Consider the following 24,155-nt stretch of genomic DNA (forward strand, 5'->3'; position numbering starts at 1 on the left):
TTTTCAGTAACAAAATTGCTACTGAAAACTGGTTACTGAAAAAATTTATTCTTCTAATCTAACGTCTAAACCTAAACCTTTAAGTTCATGCATTAATACGTTAAACGACTCTGGTAAACCTGGTTCTGGCATAGCTTCACCTTTCACAATACTTTCGTATGTTTTAGCTCTTCCCATAACATCATCAGATTTCACAGTTAAGATTTCTCTTAAGATACTTGATGCACCATAAGCCTCAAGTGCCCAAACTTCCATCTCTCCAAAACGCTGACCTCCAAATTGTGCTTTACCACCTAAAGGTTGTTGTGTAATTAATGAATAAGGTCCAATAGAACGTGCATGCATTTTATCTTCAATCATGTGTCCTAACTTAATCATATAAATGATACCAACTGTTGCTGGTTGATCGAAACGTTTTCCTGTTCCACCATCATATAAATAAGTATGACCAAATCTTGGTACACCTGCCTCATCTGTAATCTCATTGATCTGGTCTAAAGATGCACCATCAAAAATTGGTGTTGCATATTTAGTTCCTAATTTTTGACCTGCCCAACCAAGAACAGTTTCATAAATCTGACCAATATTCATACGAGAAGGTACCCCTAATGGATTTAAAACAATATCAACAGGAGTTCCGTCTTCTAAGAAAGGCATATCTTCTGCACGTACAATACGAGCAACAATACCTTTATTTCCGTGACGTCCAGCCATTTTATCACCCACTTTTAACTTACGTTTCTTAGCTATATAAACTTTAGCAAGTTTTAAAATTCCTGCTGGTAATTCATCACCAACTGAGATTGTAAATTTTTGACGACGTAAAGAACCTTGTAAATCATTTACTTTAATTTTGTAATTGTGAACTAATTCACCTACAAAATTATTTAATTCTTTATCCGTTGTCCAAGAACCTGTTAAGTGTACATAATCATCAACAGAATTTAACATTTTAAGTGTGTACTTTTTACCTTTTGGTAAAACTTCTTCACCTAAATCATTGTAAACTCCTTGTGAAGTTTTACCGCTGATAAGTAAAAATAACTTGTCTATTAAAACATCTTTTAAACCTTCAAATTTAGATACAAAAGAAGCTTCTAACTTAGCTACAGCCTCTTTATCTCTTAATCTCTTGTTCTTATCTTTAACAGCTCTTCTAAATAATTTTTTATCAATTACTACCCCTCTTAATGATGGAGAAGCTTTTAATGATGCATCTTTAACATCACCTGCTTTATCACCAAAAATAGCACGTAATAACTTTTCTTCTGGAGTAGGATCTGATTCTCCTTTTGGTGTAATCTTACCAATTAAGATATCACCAGGATTCACTTCTGCTCCAATTCTAATCATTCCGTTTTCATCTAAATCTTTAGTAGCTTCTTCAGAAACGTTAGGGATATCATTAGTTAACTCTTCAGTTCCTAATTTTGTATCTCTTACGTCTAAAGAATACTCATCAATATGAATAGATGTAAATATATCTTCACGAACAACTTTTTCAGAAATTACAATCGCATCCTCAAAGTTATACCCTTTCCAAGGCATAAAGGCTACTTTCATATTTCTTCCTAAAGCTAATTCTCCTTTTTGTGTTGCATAACCTTCACAAAGAACTTGTCCTTCTTCAACTCTATCACCTTTTTCTACAATCGGTTTTAGGTTGATGTTTGTTCCTTGATTTGTTTTTCTAAATTTAATTAAGTTATAAGAAACTTCATCAGACTCAAAACTTACCAGTTTTTCTTCTTCTGTTCTATCATACTTAATTGTAATTTTATTAGCATCTACATAAGTAACTTCTCCTGCTCCTTCAGCATTGATTAAGATACGAGAATCTTTTGCAACTCTACGCTCTAAACCTGTACCTACAATTGGAGATTCTGGTCTTAATAATGGAACTGCTTGACGCATCATGTTAGATCCCATCAACGCTCTATTCGCATCATCATGTTCCAAGAAAGGAATTAAAGATGCCGAAATTGAAGCAATTTGATTCGGTGCAACATCCATAAAGTTAATATCTTCTGGACTAACAACTGGAAAATCACCACCTTCACGTGAAATCATTCTTTCAGCAACAAAACGCCCATCTTTATCTAATTCTAAGTTAGATTGAGCAAATTTCATTCCCTCTTCTTCCTCAGCACTTAAATAAATTGGCTCATCATTGCCAACAACACCTTCTACAACTTTTCTATATGGAGTCTCAATAAATCCTAAATTATTCACTTTTGCAAATACAGAAAGTGAAGAAATTAAACCAATATTTGGTCCCTCAGGAGTTTCAATTGGACATAAACGACCGTAGTGAGTATAGTGAACATCACGAACCTCAAAACCAGCTCTTTCTCTAGATAAACCACCAGGTCCTAGTGCAGATAATCTACGCTTATGGGTAATCTCTGCTAATGGATTGGTTTGATCCATAAACTGAGATAATTGGTTGGTACCAAAGAATGAATTAATTACAGATGATAATGTTTTTGCATTAATCAAATCGATAGGTGTAAACACCTCGTTGTCACGCACATTCATACGCTCACGAATTGTTCTAGCCATACGCGCTAAACCAACACCAAACTGACCTGCTAATTGCTCACCAACAGTTCTTACACGTCTGTTAGATAAGTGATCAATATCATCAACTTCTGCTTTAGAGTTGATTAACTCAATTAAATATTTAATAATAGTTATAATATCTAATTTTGTTAATACCTTTTGATCAATAGGCTCATTTAATTGAAGTTTAGTGTTCATTCTAAAACGACCAACTTCTCCTAAATTATATCTTTGTTCAGAAAAGAACAATTTGTCAATAATACCTCTCGCAGTTTCTTCATCTGGCGGTTCAGCATTACGTAATTGTCTATAGATATGTTCTACTGCTTCTTTTTCAGAATTCGTAGGATCTTTCTGTAATGTATTATGAATAATAGCATAGTCTGCCATATCGTTATCTTCTTTGTGAAGTAAAACGGTTTTAGCACCTGCATCTATAATTTCATCAATATGTTCTTTATCTAAGATTGTATCACGATCAAAAATAATTTCATTTCTTTCGATTGATACAACTTCACCAGTATCTTCATCCACAAAATCTTCATGCCAAGTTTTTAATACTCTAGCAGCTAATTTGCGACCTAATACTTTTTTTAATCCAGCCTTAGAAACCTTAACCTCTTCTGCAAGGTCAAATATCTCTAAAATATCTTTATCTCTTTCAAAACCGATTGCTCTGAATAATGTTGTTACTGGTAATTTTTTCTTTCTATCAATATAAGCATACATAACTTGATTGATATCGGTAGCAAATTCTATCCAAGAACCTTTAAAAGGTATTACCCTTGCTGAATATAATTTTGTACCATTTGCATGGAAAGATTGTCCGAAGAATACACCAGGAGACCTGTGTAATTGTGAAACGACAACACGCTCTGCACCATTAATTACAAAGGTACCAGAGTTCGTCATATAAGGTATTGTACCAAGATATACATCTTGTACAATAGTTTCGAAATCTTCATGTTCTGGATCTGTACAGTACAATTTTAGACGTGCTTTTAAAGGCACACTGTGCGTTAAACCTCTTTCAATACACTCTTGTATAGAGTATCTTGGTGGGTCTACGAAGTAATCTAAAAATTCTAAAACGAATTGATTTCTTGTATCTGTAATTGGAAAGTTATCCATGAAGGTTTTGTACAAACCTTCTTCACCTCTTTCTTCTGCCTTAGTTTGAAGTTGGAAAAAATCTTGAAAAGATTTTACCTGAATATCCAAAAAGTCTGGATATTCCTTAATCATTTGAGAAGTAGCGAAGTTGATTCTTTCAGTAGTGTTTTTCGTTGCCAAAAGAGAATATTTTTTTGATTAAAATCTGAAATAAAAATAAAAAACGAATATATACACAAAATGGTTTAGGTCTAAAAACGTTAGTTCTTAGTACCTAAACCTAAATTTGTTTTCCCGTTTCGATTACTCGAACTCGGGAGTAAATGATTACTTAAGCTCTACCTCAGCTCCAGCTTCTTCTAAAGATTTTTTAAGACCTTCAGCCTCATCTTTAGATACACCTTCTTTTACTGCTGCTGGTGCGCTATCTACGATACCTTTAGCTTCTTTTAATCCTAAACCAGTTAATTCTTTAACTAATTTTACAACTGCTAATTTAGAAGATCCTGCTGCTGTTAAGATTACATCAAATTCAGTTTGCTCATCTGCTGCATCTTCTCCTCCTGCTGCTGGACCTGCTACTGCTACTGCTGCTGCTGCTGGCTCAATACCATATTCATCTTTTAAAATAGTAGCTAATTCATTAACTTCTTTTACTGTTAAGTTAACTAATTGCTCTGCGAAATCTTTTAATTCTGCCATTTTAATTGTTTTTAAAAATTTTGTTTATTATAGTTTATTTGTGCGCGTAATTATTTTTCAGATAAGGTCTTAAGAATACCTGAAATTGTTTGTCCACCAGATTGTAATGCTGAAATAACATTTTTAGCTGGAGACTGTAATAATCCAATGATTTCACCAATAAGTTCTTCTCTAGATTTAATATCTACTAAAGCATCTAATTGATCATCACCAATGTAAACAGATTCTTCTGCAAATGCACCTTTTAAAACAGGCTTATTCTTAGTTTTCTTTCTGAATTCTTTGATTAATTTTGCTGGAGCATTTGCTGCTTCAGAAATCATCATTGATGTATTACCTTTTAATACTAATGGTAAGTCTCCAAATTCTTTATCTGAAGCTTCCATTGCTTTTGCAAGTAATGTGTTTTTAACAACTGATAACTGAATACCTGCTTTAAAACAAGCTCTACGTAAATTAGAGGTAGTTTGTGCATTTAACCCAGAAATATCTGCTAAATATAACGTATTTGTATCTGCTAATACTGCTGTTAAATCTTGTATTACTTGTGATTTCTCTTCTCTAGTCATAATTATAAGTTTTAACGTATTAAACAGCTTTTACTTCAACAGCAATACTAGGACTCATAGTACTAGACATAAAAACGCTTTTCACATACGTTCCCTTTGCAGTTGTCGGTTTAAGTTTAATAATTGTTTGTATTAACTCGTTTGCATTTTCTTCAATTTTCTTAGCATCAAAAGATACTTTTCCAATTGCCGCATGAACGATACCAGTTTTATCAACTTTAAAGTCAATTTTACCAGCTTTTACATCTGTAACAGCTTTTGCAACATCCATAGTTACCGTACCTGTCTTTGGGTTTGGCATTAAACCTCTAGGACCTAAAATTCTTCCTAAAGGACCTAATTTCCCCATTACACTTGGCATGGTAATAATTACGTCTACATCTGTCCATCCTCCTTTAATTTTCTGAAGGTATTCATCTAACCCAACATAATCTGCACCTGCTGCTGTAGCTTCTGCTTCTTTATCTGGAGTTACTAATGCTAAAACTTTTACATCTTTTCCTGTTCCATGAGGTAATGTTACAACACCACGAACCATTTGATTAGCTTTACGAGGATCTACTCCTAAACGTATTGCTATATCTACTGATGCATCAAACTTTACATTAGTAATGTCTTTGACTAGCGCTGAAGCTGCTGCTAAATCATAAGATTTAGAGCTATCTAACTTTGCGTGAGCTTCTTTTTGCTTTTTTGTTAATTTTGCCATTTTACTACTTTTTATAAAGTTTATGCTGGTGCATTACCTTTTACTGTTAATCCCATAGAACGAGCCGTACCTGCAATCATTCGCATTGCTGAAGAAATTTCAAAGGCATTTAAATCTACCATTTTATCTTCTGCAATAACTTTAATTTGATCCCAAGTAACTGATGCTACTTTCTTTCTGTTTGGTTCTCCTGAACCTTTTTTAATTTTGGCCGCTTCTAGTAACTGAACTGCTGCAGGAGGAGTTTTTACAAGAAAATCAAATGATTTATCTTTGAAAACAGTAATAACAACAGGTAAAACTTTACCTTGTTTGTCTTGCGTTCTTGCATTAAACTGTTTACAGAACTCCATAATGTTAACACCAGCAGCTCCTAAAGCAGGTCCAACCGGCGGCGATGGATTCGCTGCGCCTCCCTTTACTTGTAATTTAACTACTTTACTAACTTCTTTTGCCATTTTAAAAATGTTTAATGATTTATTCTAAGTTGGAAGCCAAAAAATAAATCGATATCAATATATATACTTGTGTAACAATTATATTTTTTCTACTTGCATATAACTTAATTCTAATGGAGTTTTTCTTCCGAAAATTTTCACCATTACTTCAAGTTTACGCTTTTCTTCATTTACCTTTTCGATAGTTCCGTCAAATCCATTAAAAGGACCATCAACAACTTTTACAGTTTCACCGATGTTAAATGGAATTGCAATATTTTCATCTTGAATTGATAGCTCATCAACTTTACCTAACATTCTGTTAACTTCAGATTTACGCATAGGAACAGGTTCACCACCTTTAACTTCTCCTAAAAATCCAATAACACCTGTAATACCTTTAATTACGTGAGGCACTTCTCCCGAAAGATTCGCTTCTACCATAATATATCCAGGAAAGTAAACTCGTTCTCTATTTACTTTTTTTCCATTTCTAATCTGAATTACTTTTTCAGTTGGTACAATTACCTGACTAACATAATCTGATAATCCTACTCTAGAAATTTCTGTTTCTATGTAAGCTTTTACTTTATTTTCTTGTCCTCCAATGGCTCTAACAACATACCACTTCATTACTGAATCAGCTGCCATAATTAGTTAGATTTAAACATTCCAAAAAAGTTATCTAATCCTGTTTGAAAAACATAATCTATACCAGCTACAGCTAAAGCAAATACAATCGTAAAAACAGCAACAGTTACTGTAGTTTTTTGAGCTTCTTCTTTAGTTACCCACGTCATGTGATTGCTTAATTCGTCAAAAGAATCTTTGATGTATTGTATAAAGTTCATTTTTCTTATATTTAATTGCACGGGCGGAGAGATTCGAACTCCCGACAGCTGGTTTTGGAGACCAGTGCTCTACCGCTGAACTACGCCCGTATTTTATTCAATATTAAAGGCGTTCCGTTAAAAACGGAACACCCTTAGAATTTATTTATTAAAAACTAACAAAATTAGTCTAATAATTCAGTAACCTGACCTGCTCCAACTGTTCTACCACCTTCACGGATTGCGAAACGTAAACCTACATTTAATGCGATTGGTTGAATTAAATCTACTGTAATAGTTAAGTTATCTCCTGGCATAACCATCTCAACACCTTCTGGTAAATTAATAGTACCTGTTACATCTGTAGTTCTTACATAGAACTGTGGACGATAGTTGTTATGGAATGGAGTGTGACGACCACCTTCTTCTTTCTTAAGAACATAAACTTCTGCTTTAAACTTAGCATGTGGAGTTACAGAACCTGGTTTACAGATTACCATTCCTCTTTTTATATCTTCTTTTGCAATACCTCTTAATAAGATACCTGCATTATCCCCAGCCTCACCTCTATCTAAGATTTGACGGAACATTTCAATACCAGTAATAGTAGAAGTCATTTTTTCAGCCCCCATACCAATAATATCAACAACATCTCCTGTGTTAGCAATACCAGTCTCAATACGACCAGTTGCTACAGTACCACGTCCAGTAATAGAGAATACATCCTCAACTGGCATTAAGAAATCTTTATCAATTTCTCTTAATGGCTCCTCGATCCAAGCATCAACAGCTTCCATCAATTCTAAAACTGTATCTACCCATTTTTGCTCACCATTAAGTGCACCTAAAGCAGAACCAGCAATTACAGGCCCATTATCTCCATCATACTCATAGAAAGAAAGTAATTCTCTTACCTCCATATCTACTAATTCGATTAACTCTTCATCATCAACCATATCCACTTTATTCATGAATACAACCATACGAGGAATACCAACCTGACGACCTAATAAGATATGCTCTCTTGTTTGAGGCATTGGTCCGTCTGTTGCAGCAACAACCAAAATTGCACCATCCATTTGAGCAGCACCTGTTACCATGTTCTTTACATAATCCGCGTGACCTGGACAATCAACGTGAGCATAGTGACGATGAGCTGTTTGGTACTCTACATGAGAAGTATTAATAGTAATACCTCTTTCTTTTTCTTCTGGAGCATTATCAATCTGATCAAATGATCTAGCCTCAGAGAATCCTGCATCAGCTAATACTTTAGTAATAGCCGCAGTTAATGTAGTCTTACCGTGATCTACGTGTCCGATAGTACCAATGTTTAAGTGTGGTTTCGAACGGTCAAAATTTGCTTTTGCCATGATTCTTAATTTTTATTCTTTAGTTTAAAATATAATTAGTGTGTAATAATTTTAAAATGAGCCAGCGATGGGATTTGAACCCACGACCTCATCCCTACCAAGGATGCGCTCTACCAACTGAGCTACACCGGCTTGCTGATAATATTGAGCGAAAGACCGGGTTCGAACCGGCGACATTCAGCTTGGAAGGCTGACGCTCTACCAACTGAGCTACTTTCGCATTAATATGTAAATTGTGGGGAGAGCAGGATTCGAACCTGCGAAGACGTAGTCAACGGAGTTACAGTCCGTCCTCGTTGGCCGCTTGAGTATCTCCCCTTTAATTTACTATTCCAATGAACTTATTGCTTTCGCAATTCTTGTTTTTTTTGAGCCGATGGAGGGACTCGAACCCACGACCTGCTGATTACAAATCAGCTGCTCTAGCCAGCTGAGCTACATCGGCTTTTGATGTAAAAAACAATCCGCTATTTCTAACGGATTGCAAATGTACGAAGTTATTTTACTTTTCAAAACTTTTTTTAAAGTTTTTTTACTTTTTTTTTCATTTCTATGAAATTATAGAGTCACGATGCTTTTCTTTTGACCTTTTTAACTGTCTTTTTAGATTATCAACCGCAGCGTTTACGCCTTCTTCGAACGTTTTTGCTTCTCTTTTTATAATCAATTCACTTCCGGGGATATTTATTTTTACTTCTGTAACTTTATTTTCTTTATCGCTAGTATTAATCACTTTTAAAAAAACTTCTGCGTCAACTATCTTATCATGAAACTTAGTTAATGATAAAACTTTTTCATCTACATATGCTATAAGCTCCTTATCTGCGTTAAAATTAACTGATTGCGTGAATACTTTCATATTTTACTGTTTTTTATGACTCTTAGGATGAGTCTGGTTATATACTTTTTTAATAACAGCAAGACTATTTTGTGTATAGACCTGTGTTGATGCTAAAGAAGAATGCCCTAACAACTCTTTAACCGAATTTATATCTGCCCCTTCATTTAAAAGATGTGTTGCAAAAGAATGCCTTAAAATATGCGGGCTTTTCTTTTGCTTTGAAGAGACTTGACTAAAGTAAGTATTAATAATTCTGTAAACAAGAGTTTCATAAATTTTATTTCCTTTTTCTGTAATAAAAAGCTCCTCCAAACCAATTGTAAATTCTTGTTTTAATTTTAAATATTGATTTAACGTTTGAATAACAGAACCTAACAAAGGAACAAAGCGTTCTTTATTTCTTTTTCCTAAAACCTTTATGGTTTTATCCGATAAACTTACATCTCTTTCTTTTATATTGATTAACTCTGCCCTTCGAATACCTGTTGAATAAAATAACTCTACTATTAACTTATTTCTAATGGAAGTAAAATCTGCATCAACCTCTAATTCTATTTGATTGATAACAGCATTAATCTCTTTTGACGTGAAAGGTACTTGAACTCGTTTTTCTGTCTTTAAAGCTCTATGTTTAGAAAGCGGGTTTAAATCTATGCGCTTTGTTTTCTGTAAAAATTTATAAAAAGACTTTAAAGAACTTACTTTTCTATTAATAGTTCTGTTTGATATTTGCGTATCTACTAAAAAAACAATCCAACTTCTAATTTGTGGGTAATGCACCTCTAGCAAACTCTCCTGGCTATACTCTGTTTCTAAAAAATCTCTAAACGAAGTTAAATCGTTTTTATAAGCAGTAATTGTGTGTAACGAATATTTTTTCTCTAAAGTTAGATATTCTAGAAAAGGATCAATCAAATTTTTACGTATTAGGTGTTAGTAAAATTACAAAAAATTGAACACAAAAAACCCGTATTGAAAATTCAATACGGGTTTTATTTCTTAGAATTAAGTTATTTCTAACCTACTTCTTCTTGTGTTCTTAATCTCTGAACGTAAGAAGCTTTAATTCTTTGAGCTCTGTTTGCTACAGAAGGTTTTGTGAAGTTCTTTCTAGCACGCAAGTTTTTCATCGTTTTTGTACGATCAAATTTTCTCTTGTAACGTTTTAAAGCTCTATCGATATTCTCTCCTTCTTTAATTGGTATAATTAACATAAGTTGGCACCTCCCTTCATAGTCTCTTTATATTTTAGAATAGTATTTAAACTATTATTTTTATTTTTTGGACTGCAAATGTAATTACAAATTATGAATTGGCAATTAGTTATTACAATATATTTTAAATTAGCAATATGCGTTAGGGATTGAACGGTCTGTTTGAGCTCTTTTGAAGTACGAAAAAAGCGAGAAGTGAAAGCCTGACCTTTAAGGAACGCCCTAAAAAAGAGTGTTCAGTGTTCAAAAATTAAATTTCTTGAACACTGATACTTATAAAATTATGAAAACCTTATGTTGCTGGCTTGTATTCTTTCTTATCAATTACAATTTTTGCAATAATCTCTTTTAAAATTTCTGAAGTTCCACCACCAATTGGCCCCAGCCTACTATCTCTTGATAATCTTGCCATCGGATAATCTTCCATATACCCATAACCACCTAACATTTGTAACGCGTCATAAATAACTTCGTCTGCCATTTTTGTAGATAGTAATTTAGACATACTTGCTTCTTTTACCACATATTGACCGTCATTAAGACGTTTTGTTATTGAGTAATTATATTCTTTACACATATCTACCCTACTTGCCATTACTGCAATTTTATGTCGTAATACCTGAAACTTATCTAAAGACTTACCAAAAGCTACGCGTTCTTGCATATAATTTAAAGCATACTCTAGTGCAAATTCTGCTCTTGCATGTGCATTTACCCCCATAACCAATCTTTCTAAGGCAAAATGCTGCATAATATAAGGAAACCCTTTACCTTCTTCTCCTAATAAATTTTCTGCAGGGATTTCTACATTATCAAACGCAATTTCTCCTGTGTCTGACGCTTTCCAACCTAACTTATCTAATTTAGTTGCTGTAAGTCCTTTTGAAGCTCTATCTACAACAAAAATGCTAATTCCTTTATACTTATCTGAAGGATCTGTTTTTGCCGCTACAATTAAATAATCTGAATACACCCCGTTTGTGATAAACGTTTTTGAACCATTTAAAATATAGGTATCTCCTTGTTTGATTGCTGTAGAACGCATACCTGCAACATCAGAGCCACCAAATGGTTCTGTAATACACATACAACCAATCATATCTCCTTCTACACTTGGTACTAAATATTTATTTTTAATAAAATCATCACCTTCTTTAGCTAAGTGAGTCATGGCCAAATATTCATGTGCCCACATAGCCGCTGCAAAACCACCTGAATTAACTTTCTGTAATTCTTCTAAAAAAATAACAGTATAAAATAAATCTAAATTTAAGCCTCCGAATTCTTCTGGAGTGTTTAAACCGAAATAGCCCATTTCTCCAAATTTTTTCCAAATGAAACGTTCTATACTACCTTCTTTTTCCCATTTATCTATATGAGGAATTACTTCTTTTTTCAAAAACTCTTTAAAACTTGCACGGAAAGCTTCGTGCTCTTCAGTAAAATACATACTGCTCATAAGCAAATAAATGTGTTTGTGGTTTGTTATTCAGCCATCAAATATAACACTATTCTGTCATATTTATCCAAAGGAAAATCTTTGATGTTTTTTAATTCTGAAATATTTTGAAGTTCAGCTACTTCGTCTCTATATTCAAAAATCTTTTTACAAAGGTTGTAATCTATATAAGGATTCTTTAAAAGCTCTTTAAATGTAGCTGTATTAACATTTATTTTATTAATAATTGGTTGCTCAACTATTTTAAATTTTAATAAGACTTTTTTTACCATTTCATTCTCCAGCCCCCAAACTTCATTTAGTTGACTTTCTAAAGAAAATCCTTGTAATTTTGTTCGATAGTTTATAATTCGCTCTGAAAAAGCTACTCCGATTCCGTTAATGGTTTTAAAATCTTCTGCTGTGGCTTTATTGATATCTGTAGTTGAAACTTCTTTTACCTCTTTTTTATAATAAGCTTGCTTTGTTCTTTGCAATGACGAATTTGAGTTTTGTTTTACAACCCAATCTGGAAACTTAAAATATGGCGCTATTTTATTTAATAAAGAATCAGAAATTTGAGTTACTTTTTGAAACTCACTTTTAGAATTAATAAATTTATTTGTTGACCTAAAAGCCAATAACCGATCTATTTCTTTTAAAGACATGCCTAATTTTTCTCCTTTACTATCGGTAATATAATTAGGATTAAAAGGATAAATTTTAGGTTTTCTTTTTTCTATTTCAATTACTTGTAAACTGTCTATTTGCCTATGAAACGCTATAACCTCTTTAGAATTGAACTCTATACTGTCATCCGAAGAGAAACCACCAAAAACAATAATGGATTGTACTAATAGTATTAATATTACTAAAAAGAAAACCCCATTCCTTTGGCTTTTGTGATACCAGAAATGGGATTTTAATATTTTCATTTTAAATTTTATAGGTGATCATTTACATCTACAGCTCCATCTTCAATTGCTTCTTTCTTTTTATTGATAGCATTCATATATCTTTTAAGCTCTTTCTTAATTACTGGAGATAGCATAACTACACCAATTATATTAGGCACTACCATTGCAAAAATCATGGCATCAGAAAAATCAATTACAGCACCTAAGCTAATTGACGCTCCAATCACTACAAATATTAAGAACAAAACCTTATAGGCTAAATCTGTGTATTTTCCTTTTCCGAATAAAAACACCCAACCTTGCATACCGTAATAAGACCACGAAATCATAGTTGAAAACGCAAATAAAATTACAGCAATTGTTAATACAATTGAAAAGTGTGGAATTACGGTATCGAAAGCTACAGCGGTTATTTCTACACCTTGTTTAATTTCAACTCCATACTCCATAAATTCCCCATCGAAATTAGTAATAATAATAACCAAAGCAGTCATAGTACAAATAATAACGGTATCTATAAATGGCTCTAACAAAGCTACAATACCCTCACTTGCAGGATACTTAGTTCTTACCGCCGAATGTGCAATTGCCGCAGATCCTACACCAGCTTCGTTAGAGAATGCTCCCCTACGAATACCTTGAATCATTACCCCAACTAAACCACCAGCAACTCCTAATCCAGAAAAAGCTCCGTCATAAATTAAAAGAAAAGCATCATCTATTAAACTAAAGTTTGCGAATAAAATTATTAAAGCAGCCAACACATAAATTCCTGCCATAAAAGGCACTACTTTCTCTGTAACTGAAGCGATTCTTTTAATACCTCCAATAATTACGACTGCTACTAAAACAGCCATTACAAGTCCAAAATACAACCCAGCATTACCACCTGTTAAATTAAACAGTTTTGTAAACTGTGCAGCTGCCTGATTTGCTTGAAACATGTTACCTCCACCAAAAGAACCACCAACTACAAAAATTGCGAATAAAACAGCTAAAACCTTACCTAAACCACCTGCACCTTTTTCTTTAAGCCCTTTAGTTAAATAATACATTGGACCACCATACACGGTTCCATCTTCATCTACATCTCTATATTTTACACCTAATGTACATTCTGCAAATTTTGAAGCCATACCAAAAAGTCCCGCAACAATCATCCAAAAAGTTGCACCTGGACCACCAATTGACAATGCTACTGCAACACCAGCAATATTACCTAAGCCTACAGTCGCAGAGAGTGCTGCAGTTAAAGCCTGAAAATGAGAAACTTCACCTTCAACACCATCATCTCTAAGGGTTGTTAATATATCTGGACCAGAAGTTTTATCTCCATAAAGCTTATCTACACCATGTTTTTCAATATCCTCATATTTTCCTTTTACAACTTTAAACGCTGTTATAAAACCTGTAATGTTTATAAATTTAAAATATATTGTAAAATAAATTGCACCACCAATTAAAACAATTAATACCCAAGGGATTTTAAATGAATCAGAAAAAGGTATTTCATAGAAAATAGCCTCCACAAACCAACCGGTATAATCTTTAAACAATTGGTCTATTTTATCTGTTGTACTTTGAGCAAACATTATAACTGGCATCATTAAAAACAACAACGATAGAAGTTTTTTATTCATAATTTATTTTTAATATTAATTGGTTAAGTAATCCGCAATATCCTAAAAATTTGCTCTTTTCACAAGTTTTACCTAATAAATACACATTTTATATTAAGATTTCTTTAAATTTTTGCAAATCTTCTTTAAAAGATTTTGGATAAAAGTCTAATTCTTTATTGGTTTTTGATAAATCGAAACCAGTTCTTGCAGGTCTTGGTGCTGTTTGATTTAGAGTAAATGTTGATATCGGTTTAATTAAGTTTGTATCCAAATTAAAAGCAACTGCTATTTCTTTTGCAATGTCAAAAACACTTAATAATCCATTAGATGAAATATTAAAAATTCCTAAAGCTTTTTTATCCATAGAAATCTTACAAGCTATCGCTAAGTCTTTTACGTAGGTTGGCGCTCTAAACTGATCGTCTACAATAGTAATCTCCTTACCTTTCTCTAACATTTCTTTTACCCAAAGCACAATATTACTTCTACTCATATCAAACACTTTTCCGTAAACTAAAATAGCTCTTAATATGGTATAATTGATATTAGATTTTAATAAAAGCTCTTCAGATTTTAGTTTCGATAATCCATAATAACTCAATGGATTTGCTGTATCGGTTTCTTTGTAGTTTCCTTTTATTCCATCAAAAATAAAATCTGTAGAAATATGGATTAAATGAGCGTTTACCTCTTCTGATATTTCTGACAACCATTTTACAACAGTTACATTTAACAAATCACATGCCGCTTTTTGATTTTCACAATCATCTACTTGCGTCATTGCAGCTGTATTAATAATAAAATTAGGTTGAATTTCTATTAGTGCTTTTTTAAGATTCTCTTCTTGAGTAATATCAATAGAAACATAAGAAAAATCATTTCTTCCACTTCTATTTTCGCCTCTTGAAAATCCATAAACTTCATAATTTTCTTTTTCCTGAAGTAATAAATCTAATAAAGACTGTCCTAATAACCCATTACTTCCCGTAACCACTACTTTAACCATAAATAAATTCCTTCTTTTATACTTTTAGATTATAATTTTTAATGAATAATACTTTCAATAAAACCAAGGCTCATATTGAAAGTATCAACAGACTAAAACAATTGTCTTAATTTAATTATTTGATTAGGTCTTCCCAAAACAATTAGATGAGATCCTTTAATAAGTAAACAGTCTGCTTCTGGATTTATAATATACTCTTTATTAGGACCTATAAAACCGATAACTGTACACCCCGTTTTCTTTCTTAAATCTAAATCTAAGAGTGTCTTATTTATATATTTTTCTGGTAAATCATCTACAGCAATTTCTTCTAAATTGGCTGTAGTTTCTCCCTCTATAGTTAACCGATCTACAAACTCAATAACATCTGGTGTAGTTACCAAAGAAGCCATGTGATCTCCACCTAACTTGTCTGGCATTATCACATTACTTGCACCTGCTATTTTTAGCTTACTATAAGAAGACTCATTAGAAGCCCTGCTTATAACCTTACATTCTTTATTTAGTTGACTAACCGTTAAAACTACAAACAAATTATTAGCATCCGAAGGTAAAGCAGTAATTAAAAAAGAAGCTTTTTCTATACCAGCTCTAAGCAAAGTTTCATCTAAAGTTGCATCACCATTTATATTTAACACCCCAGCTGCATCTAAAATTTCTATTCTTTCTTTACTTTTTTCGACAACAACAAAGTCTTTATTATAATTTTTTAATTTTAAAATTGCTTGTTTCCCATTTCTTCCATATCCACAAACAATAGTATGTCCTTTTAAACTTGCTATCTTCTTTTCCACTTTTCTATGCTTAAAATGTTCAAATAATCTACCACTTACTAAATATTCTGAAAAAGCTGAAACGGCATATCCAAAAACAGTAATACTGGTTAAAATTAAAAATATTGTAAAAACTTTTTCTTCTGGAGAAAAGGGTCTTAACTCCCCAAAACCTACAGTAGTAACGGTAATAACCGTCATATATAATGCATCTATAAAAGAATAATGAGAAAGCACCATATAGCCTATTGTACCTAAAGACAGTATAGTAATAACTAAAAATAAAGTTTTATTAATTTTAGATTCTAATACATTTATCTTCATATATTATAGGTCAAATACAGAACTTCTTTTAGTATACATCATGTCTTTTAACTTTAATAAAAATGCCATTGTTAAATAAAAACCAAAAGACAAACCTACCGTAAAAAAAGTAACATAAATAAAAAACAAGCGCACATTTAAGGCTCTAATTCCTATTCTATCTGCTAATCTTGATGAAACATGAAATCCGTTTCTCTCAAAAAAATGTCGAATACTATCTATCATTTAGGTTCAAATAATTTCAATGCAATATAGTATTTTATCATTTGATAACAACATTTTTTAAATTACACTTATTTTTAAAACCATCGCTCTAAAAAAAGTTTAATATCAAAAGCATTAAACAATCATCCTTAAATTAAAATTGGTTTCTTTAACTTTGCGTTTTTCTCAAAAATAGATCATTTGAAAGACCAAGAATATATAGAAGTATACGGAGCAAGAGTCCATAACTTAAAAAATATTGATGTAAAAATTCCTCGTGAAAAATTAGTTGTTATAACAGGTCTAAGCGGAAGCGGAAAATCTTCTTTAGCTTTTGACACTATTTATGCAGAAGGACAAAGACGATATATTGAAACCTTTTCTGCGTATGCACGTCAGTTTTTAGGTGGATTAGAAAGACCTGACGTTGATAAAATTGATGGACTTTCTCCAGTAATATCAATAGAACAGAAAACAACAAATAAAAGTCCACGTTCTACAGTTGGTACGATCACCGAGATTTACGATTTTTTACGACTATTATTTGCAAGGACTGCAGATGCATACTCTTATAATAGTGGAGAAAAAATGGTCAGTTATTCTGATGAACAAATTAGACAACTTATTTTAAAGGATTTTGCTGATAAAAAGATTGCTGTTTTAGCACCTTTAGTAAAATCTAGAAAAGGACATTATCGAGAACTTTTTGAGCAAATTTCTAAACAAGGTTTTTTACGTGTTCGGGTTGATGGGGAAATTAAAGAGATCGAAAAAGGAATGCGTTTAGACCGATATAAAACGCACGATATAGAAGTTGTTATAGACAGACTTTTGATAAATGAATCTGCAGAAAAACGTTTAGAAGAAACGATAAAAACAGCATTGTATTCTGGAAATAACATTATGATGGTTATTGATATTGATGACAATGAACCTCGTTATTTTAGTAGAGAATTAATGTGCCCAACATCGGGAATTGCATATCCAAATCCAGAACCAAATACTTTTTCTTTTAATTCACCAAAAGGCGCCTGTGATAAATGCAACGGATTAGGAATTACAAATGAAATTAACTTAGAAAAAGTAATTCCAGACAATACTATCTCCATACAAAAAGGAGGAATTACTCCTCTTGGGGAACAAAAAAGTAGTTGGATTTTTAAACAAATAGAAAATATTGCTGAACGTTATAAATTCAAATTAACAGATCCTATAAAAAGTATTCCAAAAGAAGCATTAGACGTAATTTTAAATGGAGGAAATGAGTCTTTTGAAATTCAATCTAAAGCTGCTGGAGTTACAAGAAATTACAAAATAGATTTTGAAGGGATTATTTCTTTTATAGAAAACCAATATGACAGTGCAGAAAGTACCACCATAAAACGTTGGGCAAAAGGTTTTATGGATGAAGTTTCTTGCGCTACTTGTGGAGGGAAAAGATTAAAAAAAGAAGCCCTTCATTTTAAAATCATCGATAAAAACATCAGTGATTTGGCACAAATGGATGCTACAGAATTAGCAAAATGGTTTAAAAATATTGAAAAAAGCTTATCAAAAAAACAATTAATCATTGCTGCTGAAATATTAAAAGAAATTAGAACTAGAATTCAGTTTTTATTAGATGTAGGTTTAGACTACTTAACATTAGACAGAACCTCTAAATCACTTTCTGGTGGAGAAGCACAAAGAATTCGATTGGCAACTCAAATTGGATCTCAATTAGTAGGTGTTCTTTACATTTTAGACGAGCCAAGTATTGGATTACATCAACGAGACAATCAAAAATTAATAGATTCTTTAGTCAAATTAAGAGATATTGGTAATTCTGTATTAGTAGTTGAGCACGATAAAGACATGATGGAACATGCCGATTTTGTTTTCGATATTGGACCAGGAGCAGGAAGACACGGTGGAGAAATAGTAAGTTTTGGAACTTTTGAGGATTTAAAAAAACAAAACACCTTAACGGCAGATTACTTAACTGGTAGAAAAGAAATTGAGGTTCCAAAAAAACGTCGAGAAGGAAATGGAAAATTCATCAATCTAAAAGGAGCAACCGGTAACAATTTAAAAAATGTTTCTGTAGAATTCCCTCTAGGAAAAATGATTTGTGTTACTGGAGTTTCTGGAAGTGGAAAATCTACCTTAATAAACGAAACTTTATATCCTATTTTAAACGCTCATATATATAGAGGTGTAAAAAAACCGATGCCTTACAAGAAAATTGAAGGTTTAGAGCATGTAGATAAGGTAATAGACATAGATCAATCACCAATTGGTAGAACCCCTCGTTCTAACCCCGCAACCTATACAGGTACTTTTGGTGAAATTAGAAGTTTGTTTGCTAAAACGCCAGAAGCTGCAATTCGTGGTTATAAACCTGGTCGTTTTTCTTTTAACGTAAAAGGAGGTCGTTGTGAAACTTGCCAAGGCGGTGGAGTTCGTGTTATAGAAATGAACTTTTTACCAGACGTACAAGTAGAGTGTGAAACTTGCCAAGGAAAACGTTTTAATAGAGAAACTTTAGAAATTAGATACAAAGGAAAATCTATTTCAGATGTTTTAGACATGACGATTGAAGATGCTACTGATTTCTTTGAACTGATCCCTAAAATTCATAGAAAATTAAAAACAATTAAAGATGTTGGTTTAGGATATATAACCCTCGGACAACAATCTACCACTCTTTCTGGTGGAGAAGCACAACGTATAAAATTAGCATCAGAATTATCTAAAAGAGATACCGGAAATACCTTTTATATTTTAGACGAACCTACAACTGGACTCCATTTTGAAGACATTAGAGTTTTAATGGATGTTCTAAATAAATTAGCCGACAAAGGAAACACGGTCTTAATTATCGAACACAACTTAGATGTTGTAAAATTAGCAGATTATATTATTGATGTTGGTATGGAAGGTGGAAAAAAAGGTGGAAAGATTCTATGCACTGGAACTCCAGAAGAAATTATAAAACACAAAACAAGTTATACTGCTAAATTTCTTAAAAAGGAATTAAATTAAAAATTATTAGGTTGACGACGACCAAAATGTCAAAAAAGAGCTATTTTAGCAAGCTTTCTTTTTTTTTGGAAGAAGACAAATAAATTTAAAAAATACAAGATAATGACAAGTGATGATAGAAAAATAAAAGAAAAATTACAAACAAAAACTTGGAACGAAATAAAAACAAATGATTCTTGGGCTATTTTTAAAATAATGGCAGAATTTGTTGATGGTTACGAACGTTTAAGTAAAATTGGACCTTCAGTATCTATTTTTGGTTCCGCAAGAACAAAACCAGATCATAAATATTACAAATTAGCAGAAGAAGTTGCTTTTCAATTAACCCAAAATGGTTACGGTGTAATTACAGGTGGTGGACCTGGAATTATGGAAGCAGGAAATAAAGGTGCTCATAGAGGAAAAGGAAGTTCTGTTGGTTTAAATATTGAATTACCTTTTGAGCAGCATGACAATCCTTGGATTGATCAAGGGAAAAGTTTAGACTTCGATTACTTTTTTGTACGTAAAGTAATGTTTGTAAAATACTCACAAGGTTTTGTTGTAATGCCTGGTGGTTTTGGAACTATGGATGAGCTTTTTGAAGCTATTACATTAATACAAACCCATAAAATTGGTCGTTTCCCTATTATTTTAGTAGGAACAAAGTTTTGGGGCGGTTTATTAGATTGGATAAAAAACACTCTTTTAGAAGAAGGAAATATTAGTGAAAAGGATTTAGACCTTTTTAGATTGGTAGATACTGCAGAGGAAGCTATTGAGCACCTTAATAATTTTTACGATAAATATCATTTTAAGCCTAATTTCTAAAATATTATATTAATTTACACTTTTATATAGCCTGTCTTTTTCTAGTAAGATAGGCTATTATAATATAAACCCTAAATAACACAATAAAGATTTAATTGAAAAATCGTTATTACATAATACTAATTTGCTTCTTAGCATCTACTTTTGTGTTTTCGCAGCAGAACTCTATCAGCATAAAATCTAAATTAGATACCGAAAAAGACGAACTTAAAATTCAACAAGAAATTGTTTTTCACAACTCTTCTGACTCTACATTAACAAAAGTCTACCTTCATAATTGGGCAAATAGCTATAGAGATAGAAAAACACCCTTATCTAAACGATTTATTAAAGATTTTAGAAAAGATTTATACTTTGCCAAACCTCATGAATTAGGTTCATCTACCATAAAAAGTCTTTATGTAGATTTTGAAAATGTGTATTTTAAGGAATTAGAAAAACAGGCAGATATCCTAGAAATCCATCTAGACAAACCTTTAAATCCGAATTCTAAAATAACTATCTCTGTTACATATATTGTAAAAATACCCAATGCTCGTTTTACAAAATACGGAGAAACAGAAACAGGATACCTTCTTAGAAATTGGTATTTAACACCTGCTATTTACGACAATGGTTGGCAATTAATGAGCAATCTAAATCTAGATGATTTATACGAAAAAGGCACCGATTTTAAAATTGAAATTGATGTACCTAAAGACCTAATTGTAGAATCTAACTTATATCAATATAACACAAAAAAAGAAAATACAAACAATTATTACTTAGTTGGAAAAAATAAAACAGATGTTATTATAAGTGTACAAAAAACAAAACAATTAAAAACCTATACTACAAATACAGTTACTGTACACACTGATATTTTCTCAAAAGAGCTAGAAGACAGCTTAACTACTAGCATCTTAAACAGAGAGCTTCTTTTTATTCAAAAATACTTAGGCAAATACCCACATTTAGAAATTTATATAGACAAAGCCACCCAAGGCAAAAACCCCATATTTGGTTTAAACCAATTACCTAATTTTTTACGTCCTTTTTCTGATACTTTTAGATGGGATATCACCATGTTTAAAGCCTTAACAAAAAGATATATAGAAAATACAATTCTCTTAAATAAAAGAAAAGACTATTGGTTAATAGATGGTATTCAGAATTATTTAATGATAGAGTACGTAGAGAAGTTTTATCCAGAAGTTAAACTTTTAGGAAATGCCTCAGACTATTGGCTCTTAAAAAGCTTTAATATTTCTAACCTAGATTTTAACGACAAATACCCTTTCGTATATCAATTTACTGCCCGTAAATTTTTAGACCAAGCATTAAGCACTCCTGCTGATTCGCTCTCTAATTTTAATAGAAAAATTGGAAGTAAATACAAATCTGGCTTAGGTTTTCGTTTTTTAAAAGGATATTTAGGCGATAGTATTCTAAACCAAACTATTCAAGAATTCTACCAACACAACCAATTAAAAATTATTACAAGTAACGATTTCAATAAATTACTTTCTTCCAAGACCTCTAAAAACTTAGATTGGTTTTTTGATGATTTTGTAAAAACCAATAAAAAAATAGATCATAAAATTGAACGTATAAAAAAAGAAAAAGACAGCATATCTGTAACCATTAAAAACAAAAGAAACATTACAACTCCATTAGCTATTTACGCTATAAAAGATAAAGAAATTAAATTAAAAAAATGGGTTGCTGATGTAGACAGTACAAAAACCGTAAAGTTTATAAAAGGAGACTATGACACTTTTGTTTTAAATTACGAAAACCTATATCCTGAATTAAACACTTTAAATAACTGGAGAAAAGTTGACAAAAAATTTCTTAATAAACCTGTAAAATTTTCATTTTTTAAAGATATTAGTAGTCCAAATTACAATCAAATTTTTTATCAACCAGGTTTAAATTATAATTTTTATAACGGATTGATACTTGGTTTAAAATTACACAACAAACCGCTGATAAAAAGAAACTTCGAATTTAAAGTTTCTCCTTATTACGCTACAAAAAGTAATAGTGTTGTTGGAAGTTTTTCTTTACTTTATAATCAGTTTTTCGAAAAAACAAAAATTTATAAAATAGCATACGGATTAGCGGGAGGCACATCTGATTACGCCCCTAACCTATCTTACAAATCCCTTGTACCGTATGTAGATATCGTTTTTAAAAGAAAAACATTAAGAGATATTTCTTCTGAATCCTTAAGAGCAAAATTAATTCACATTGACAAAGAAATTGCTCCTAATGCAATAAAAACAGATCAAGATAACTATAGTGTTCTTAGCTTAAGTTACAACTACTCTAACCCAGACATTATTAAAGAATTTAGATACAGCTTTAGTACAGAGTTTGCTAAAAAGTTTTCTAAAGCCTCATTAGACCTTAGGTTTAGAACCTTAACAACAACAGATACACAATTAGACTTTAGGTTTTTTGCAGGTGTATTTTTTAACAACAAAACTGAAGGAGACTATTTTAGTTTTGGTTTAGATAGAAGTAATGATTACCTTTTTCAATTAAATTATTTAGGAAGATCTGAAAGCTCTGGTTTTTTTAGTCAACAACACATCATCACCGAAGGTGGATTTAAATCTTTATTACCTACAAGATTTGCAAATCAATTTATGGTTTCTAATAATTCTAGTATTGGTTTATGGAGATGGATAGAACTTTATAATGATGTCGCTTTCTTAAAAAACAAAAATCAACCACTATATTTTGCCTACGAAAACGGAATTCGTTTTAACTTTGTACATGAAATATTCGAAATTTACTTTCCTCTTTATTCCAACAATGGTTGGGAAATATCTCAGAATGCCTATCCAGAAAAAATAAGATTCTCTTTATCTGCGGATATAAAATCTATTTATAATTTTTTTAAGAGAGGTTTTTTATAATATTCACAAAAAGCCCACAAAAGAGTCAATATACCTATTAGTAGGTATTTTAACATTCTCATTAAATATTAATTTTGTCTAACAAACAATAAATTAAAATTAATGAAAATGAAAAAAAAACAACTATTATTTATTTTTCTTATTTGCTTTAATCTCATAGGGCAATCACAAGAAATTGAAAAGAAAAATGCATTTGCAATTTCTATTGGATCACCTGGTCTAGGATTAGAATATGCAAGAAAAATTAACCAAAAACTATATGCAAAAGTAGTTTGGCACTCTTTTAAACTAGAAGATTTTGAGAGAGAAGATCTAGAAATTGACGAAGACGTTGTCGATTTACTTGCAAATATAGAATCTTCAATTATAGATTTAGGTATTGAATTTGTACCATTTAAAAACTCTTCTTTTAAATTAACAGCAGGTCTAGGTATTCTATCTAAAGTAAACACAAATGCTCTAATTACATATACAGAAGATGTAAAATATGGAGATATTACCATTACTAAAGAAAATATTGGTGAAATAAACGCAGATGTTTCTTGGAGTGGCGTAGCCCCCTATTTAGGAATTGGTTTCGGTAGAGCTGTTCCTAAAAAAAGATTAGGTTTTGGTATTGAGTTTGGCACATATTTCACCTCATCACCAGATGTAGAGTTAACAGCAACCAACTTACTTTCACCTACTTCAAACCAAAAAGAAAATTTAAAAGAAGCTCTTGATACTTTTAAATTTATACCAAGAATACAAATAAGAATAGCTTATAAATTTTAAAAAAAAG

21 protein-coding genes and 5 tRNA genes are annotated in these 24,155 nt (G+C 31.7%); 4 read left to right on the plus strand and 22 right to left on the minus strand.

Annotation, left to right across the window (positions count from 1 at the left end):
- Positions 1 to 45: 45 nt before the first annotated feature.
- From rpoB to WG945_RS05610, 22 genes are all read right to left on the minus strand, one after another.
- The gene (rpoB, locus tag WG945_RS05505) at positions 46 to 3,855 is read right to left on the minus strand and encodes a DNA-directed RNA polymerase subunit beta (protein ID WP_082864263.1); all 3,810 of its coding nucleotides are present in this window, start codon (positions 3,853 to 3,855) and stop codon (positions 46 to 48) included.
- 147 nt (positions 3,856 to 4,002) lie between these two features.
- Positions 4,003 to 4,377, minus strand: a complete 375-nt coding sequence (gene rplL, locus WG945_RS05510; protein ID WP_068450848.1) for a 50S ribosomal protein L7/L12 — start codon at positions 4,375 to 4,377, stop codon at positions 4,003 to 4,005.
- A 50-nt stretch (positions 4,378 to 4,427) separates the two neighbouring features.
- The gene (gene rplJ, locus WG945_RS05515; RefSeq protein ID WP_068450846.1) at positions 4,428 to 4,946 is read right to left on the minus strand and encodes a 50S ribosomal protein L10; all 519 of its coding nucleotides are present in this window, start codon (positions 4,944 to 4,946) and stop codon (positions 4,428 to 4,430) included.
- Positions 4,947 to 4,965: 19 nt separating this feature from the next.
- The gene (gene rplA, locus WG945_RS05520; RefSeq protein WP_068450843.1) at positions 4,966 to 5,655 is read right to left on the minus strand and encodes a 50S ribosomal protein L1; all 690 of its coding nucleotides are present in this window, start codon (positions 5,653 to 5,655) and stop codon (positions 4,966 to 4,968) included.
- Between the two features lie 20 nt (positions 5,656 to 5,675).
- Positions 5,676 to 6,113, minus strand: coding sequence for a 50S ribosomal protein L11 (rplK, locus tag WG945_RS05525; protein ID WP_068450837.1), 438 nt, complete (start codon positions 6,111 to 6,113; stop codon positions 5,676 to 5,678).
- 78 nt (positions 6,114 to 6,191) lie between these two features.
- Positions 6,192 to 6,743, minus strand: coding sequence for a transcription termination/antitermination protein NusG (nusG, locus tag WG945_RS05530; RefSeq protein WP_068450834.1), 552 nt, complete (start codon positions 6,741 to 6,743; stop codon positions 6,192 to 6,194).
- A gap of 2 nt (positions 6,744 to 6,745) precedes the next feature.
- The gene (gene secE, locus WG945_RS05535; protein ID WP_068450831.1) at positions 6,746 to 6,943 is read right to left on the minus strand and encodes a preprotein translocase subunit SecE; all 198 of its coding nucleotides are present in this window, start codon (positions 6,941 to 6,943) and stop codon (positions 6,746 to 6,748) included.
- Between the two features lie 18 nt (positions 6,944 to 6,961).
- Positions 6,962 to 7,033: transfer RNA gene (locus WG945_RS05540), tRNA-Trp, on the minus strand.
- A gap of 74 nt (positions 7,034 to 7,107) precedes the next feature.
- The gene (gene tuf / locus WG945_RS05545; RefSeq protein ID WP_068450828.1) at positions 7,108 to 8,295 is read right to left on the minus strand and encodes an elongation factor Tu; all 1,188 of its coding nucleotides are present in this window, start codon (positions 8,293 to 8,295) and stop codon (positions 7,108 to 7,110) included.
- 59 nt (positions 8,296 to 8,354) lie between these two features.
- Positions 8,355 to 8,427 (minus strand) — tRNA-Thr (locus WG945_RS05550).
- A 15-nt stretch (positions 8,428 to 8,442) separates the two neighbouring features.
- Positions 8,443 to 8,515 (minus strand) — tRNA-Gly (locus tag WG945_RS05555).
- A 16-nt stretch (positions 8,516 to 8,531) separates the two neighbouring features.
- Positions 8,532 to 8,613, minus strand: a tRNA-Tyr gene (locus WG945_RS05560).
- A 53-nt stretch (positions 8,614 to 8,666) separates the two neighbouring features.
- Positions 8,667 to 8,740: transfer RNA gene (locus tag WG945_RS05565), tRNA-Thr, on the minus strand.
- Positions 8,741 to 8,845: 105 nt separating this feature from the next.
- Positions 8,846 to 9,154: a ribosome hibernation-promoting factor, HPF/YfiA family gene (hpf, locus tag WG945_RS05570; protein ID WP_068450825.1), complete on the minus strand. Its 309-nt coding sequence runs from the start codon at positions 9,152 to 9,154 to the stop codon at positions 8,846 to 8,848.
- 3 nt (positions 9,155 to 9,157) lie between these two features.
- Entirely contained in the window at positions 9,158 to 10,051 is an 894-nt protein-coding gene (locus WG945_RS05575) for a tyrosine-type recombinase/integrase (protein ID WP_082864262.1), read from the minus strand.
- Between the two features lie 101 nt (positions 10,052 to 10,152).
- Positions 10,153 to 10,350 (minus strand): 30S ribosomal protein S21, encoded by a 198-nt coding sequence (rpsU, locus tag WG945_RS05580; RefSeq protein WP_036822200.1) that lies wholly within the window; start codon positions 10,348 to 10,350, stop codon positions 10,153 to 10,155.
- Between the two features lie 292 nt (positions 10,351 to 10,642).
- Positions 10,643 to 11,809, minus strand: coding sequence for an acyl-CoA dehydrogenase family protein (locus tag WG945_RS05585; protein ID WP_068450817.1), 1,167 nt, complete (start codon positions 11,807 to 11,809; stop codon positions 10,643 to 10,645).
- A 26-nt stretch (positions 11,810 to 11,835) separates the two neighbouring features.
- Complete coding sequence (locus WG945_RS05590) at positions 11,836 to 12,723, minus strand: ComEA family DNA-binding protein (protein ID WP_068450815.1); 888 nt, start codon at positions 12,721 to 12,723, stop codon at positions 11,836 to 11,838.
- Positions 12,724 to 12,731: 8 nt separating this feature from the next.
- On the minus strand, positions 12,732 to 14,345 hold the full coding sequence (locus WG945_RS05595; protein ID WP_068450813.1) for an alanine/glycine:cation symporter family protein: 1,614 nt from the start codon (positions 14,343 to 14,345) through the stop codon (positions 12,732 to 12,734).
- A gap of 88 nt (positions 14,346 to 14,433) precedes the next feature.
- On the minus strand, positions 14,434 to 15,333 hold the full coding sequence (locus WG945_RS05600; protein ID WP_068450810.1) for an SDR family oxidoreductase: 900 nt from the start codon (positions 15,331 to 15,333) through the stop codon (positions 14,434 to 14,436).
- Positions 15,334 to 15,425: 92 nt separating this feature from the next.
- A complete protein-coding gene (locus tag WG945_RS05605) occupies positions 15,426 to 16,430 on the minus strand; it encodes a potassium channel family protein (RefSeq protein WP_068450807.1) in 1,005 nt (334 codons plus the stop codon).
- Positions 16,431 to 16,433: 3 nt separating this feature from the next.
- Positions 16,434 to 16,655: a PspC family transcriptional regulator gene (locus tag WG945_RS05610; protein ID WP_068450805.1), complete on the minus strand. Its 222-nt coding sequence runs from the start codon at positions 16,653 to 16,655 to the stop codon at positions 16,434 to 16,436.
- A 180-nt stretch (positions 16,656 to 16,835) separates the two neighbouring features.
- Here WG945_RS05610 and uvrA point away from each other — a divergent pair, with 180 nt between their 5' ends.
- From uvrA to WG945_RS05630, 4 genes are all read left to right on the plus strand, one after another.
- Positions 16,836 to 19,658 (plus strand): excinuclease ABC subunit UvrA, encoded by a 2,823-nt coding sequence (gene uvrA, locus WG945_RS05615; protein ID WP_068450800.1) that lies wholly within the window; start codon positions 16,836 to 16,838, stop codon positions 19,656 to 19,658.
- A 102-nt stretch (positions 19,659 to 19,760) separates the two neighbouring features.
- On the plus strand, positions 19,761 to 20,468 hold the full coding sequence (locus tag WG945_RS05620) for a TIGR00730 family Rossman fold protein (protein ID WP_068450798.1): 708 nt from the start codon (positions 19,761 to 19,763) through the stop codon (positions 20,466 to 20,468).
- Between the two features lie 146 nt (positions 20,469 to 20,614).
- Positions 20,615 to 23,374: an aminopeptidase gene (locus WG945_RS05625; RefSeq protein WP_340867018.1), complete on the plus strand. Its 2,760-nt coding sequence runs from the start codon at positions 20,615 to 20,617 to the stop codon at positions 23,372 to 23,374.
- A 108-nt stretch (positions 23,375 to 23,482) separates the two neighbouring features.
- Positions 23,483 to 24,148, plus strand: a complete 666-nt coding sequence (locus WG945_RS05630) for a hypothetical protein (protein WP_157603685.1) — start codon at positions 23,483 to 23,485, stop codon at positions 24,146 to 24,148.
- Positions 24,149 to 24,155 lie beyond the last annotated feature (7 nt).

It is taken from the genome of Polaribacter atrinae (assembly GCF_038023995.1).
Classification (GTDB): domain Bacteria; phylum Bacteroidota; class Bacteroidia; order Flavobacteriales; family Flavobacteriaceae; genus Polaribacter; species Polaribacter atrinae.

Bases quoted from the DNA above. Each gene is read 5' to 3' on its own strand.
- rplL (WP_068450848.1), bottom strand. From the start codon at position 4,377: ATGGCAGAATTAAAAGATTTCGCAGAGCAATTAGTTAACTTAACAGTA.
- WG945_RS05610 (WP_068450805.1), bottom strand. From the start codon at position 16,655: ATGATAGATAGTATTCGACATTTTTTTGAGAGAAACGGATTTCATGTT.
- secE (WP_068450831.1), bottom strand. From the start codon at position 6,943: ATGAACTTTATACAATACATCAAAGATTCTTTTGACGAATTAAGCAAT.
- tuf (WP_068450828.1), bottom strand. From the start codon at position 8,295: ATGGCAAAAGCAAATTTTGACCGTTCGAAACCACACTTAAACATTGGT.
- WG945_RS05585 (WP_068450817.1), bottom strand. From the start codon at position 11,809: ATGAGCAGTATGTATTTTACTGAAGAGCACGAAGCTTTCCGTGCAAGT.
- hpf (WP_068450825.1), bottom strand. From the start codon at position 9,154: ATGAAAGTATTCACGCAATCAGTTAATTTTAACGCAGATAAGGAGCTT.
- WG945_RS05600 (WP_068450810.1), bottom strand. From the start codon at position 15,333: ATGGTTAAAGTAGTGGTTACGGGAAGTAATGGGTTATTAGGACAGTCT.
- WG945_RS05605 (WP_068450807.1), bottom strand. From the start codon at position 16,430: ATGAAGATAAATGTATTAGAATCTAAAATTAATAAAACTTTATTTTTA.
- rplJ (WP_068450846.1), bottom strand. From the start codon at position 4,946: ATGACTAGAGAAGAGAAATCACAAGTAATACAAGATTTAACAGCAGTA.
- WG945_RS05595 (WP_068450813.1), bottom strand. From the start codon at position 14,345: ATGAATAAAAAACTTCTATCGTTGTTGTTTTTAATGATGCCAGTTATA.
- WG945_RS05630 (WP_157603685.1), top strand. From the start codon at position 23,483: ATGAAAAAAAAACAACTATTATTTATTTTTCTTATTTGCTTTAATCTC.
- rplA (WP_068450843.1), bottom strand. From the start codon at position 5,655: ATGGCAAAATTAACAAAAAAGCAAAAAGAAGCTCACGCAAAGTTAGAT.
- WG945_RS05590 (WP_068450815.1), bottom strand. From the start codon at position 12,723: ATGAAAATATTAAAATCCCATTTCTGGTATCACAAAAGCCAAAGGAAT.
- WG945_RS05620 (WP_068450798.1), top strand. From the start codon at position 19,761: ATGACAAGTGATGATAGAAAAATAAAAGAAAAATTACAAACAAAAACT.
- nusG (WP_068450834.1), bottom strand. From the start codon at position 6,743: ATGGCAGCTGATTCAGTAATGAAGTGGTATGTTGTTAGAGCCATTGGA.
- rplK (WP_068450837.1), bottom strand. From the start codon at position 6,113: ATGGCAAAAGAAGTTAGTAAAGTAGTTAAATTACAAGTAAAGGGAGGC.
- rpsU (WP_036822200.1), bottom strand. From the start codon at position 10,350: ATGTTAATTATACCAATTAAAGAAGGAGAGAATATCGATAGAGCTTTA.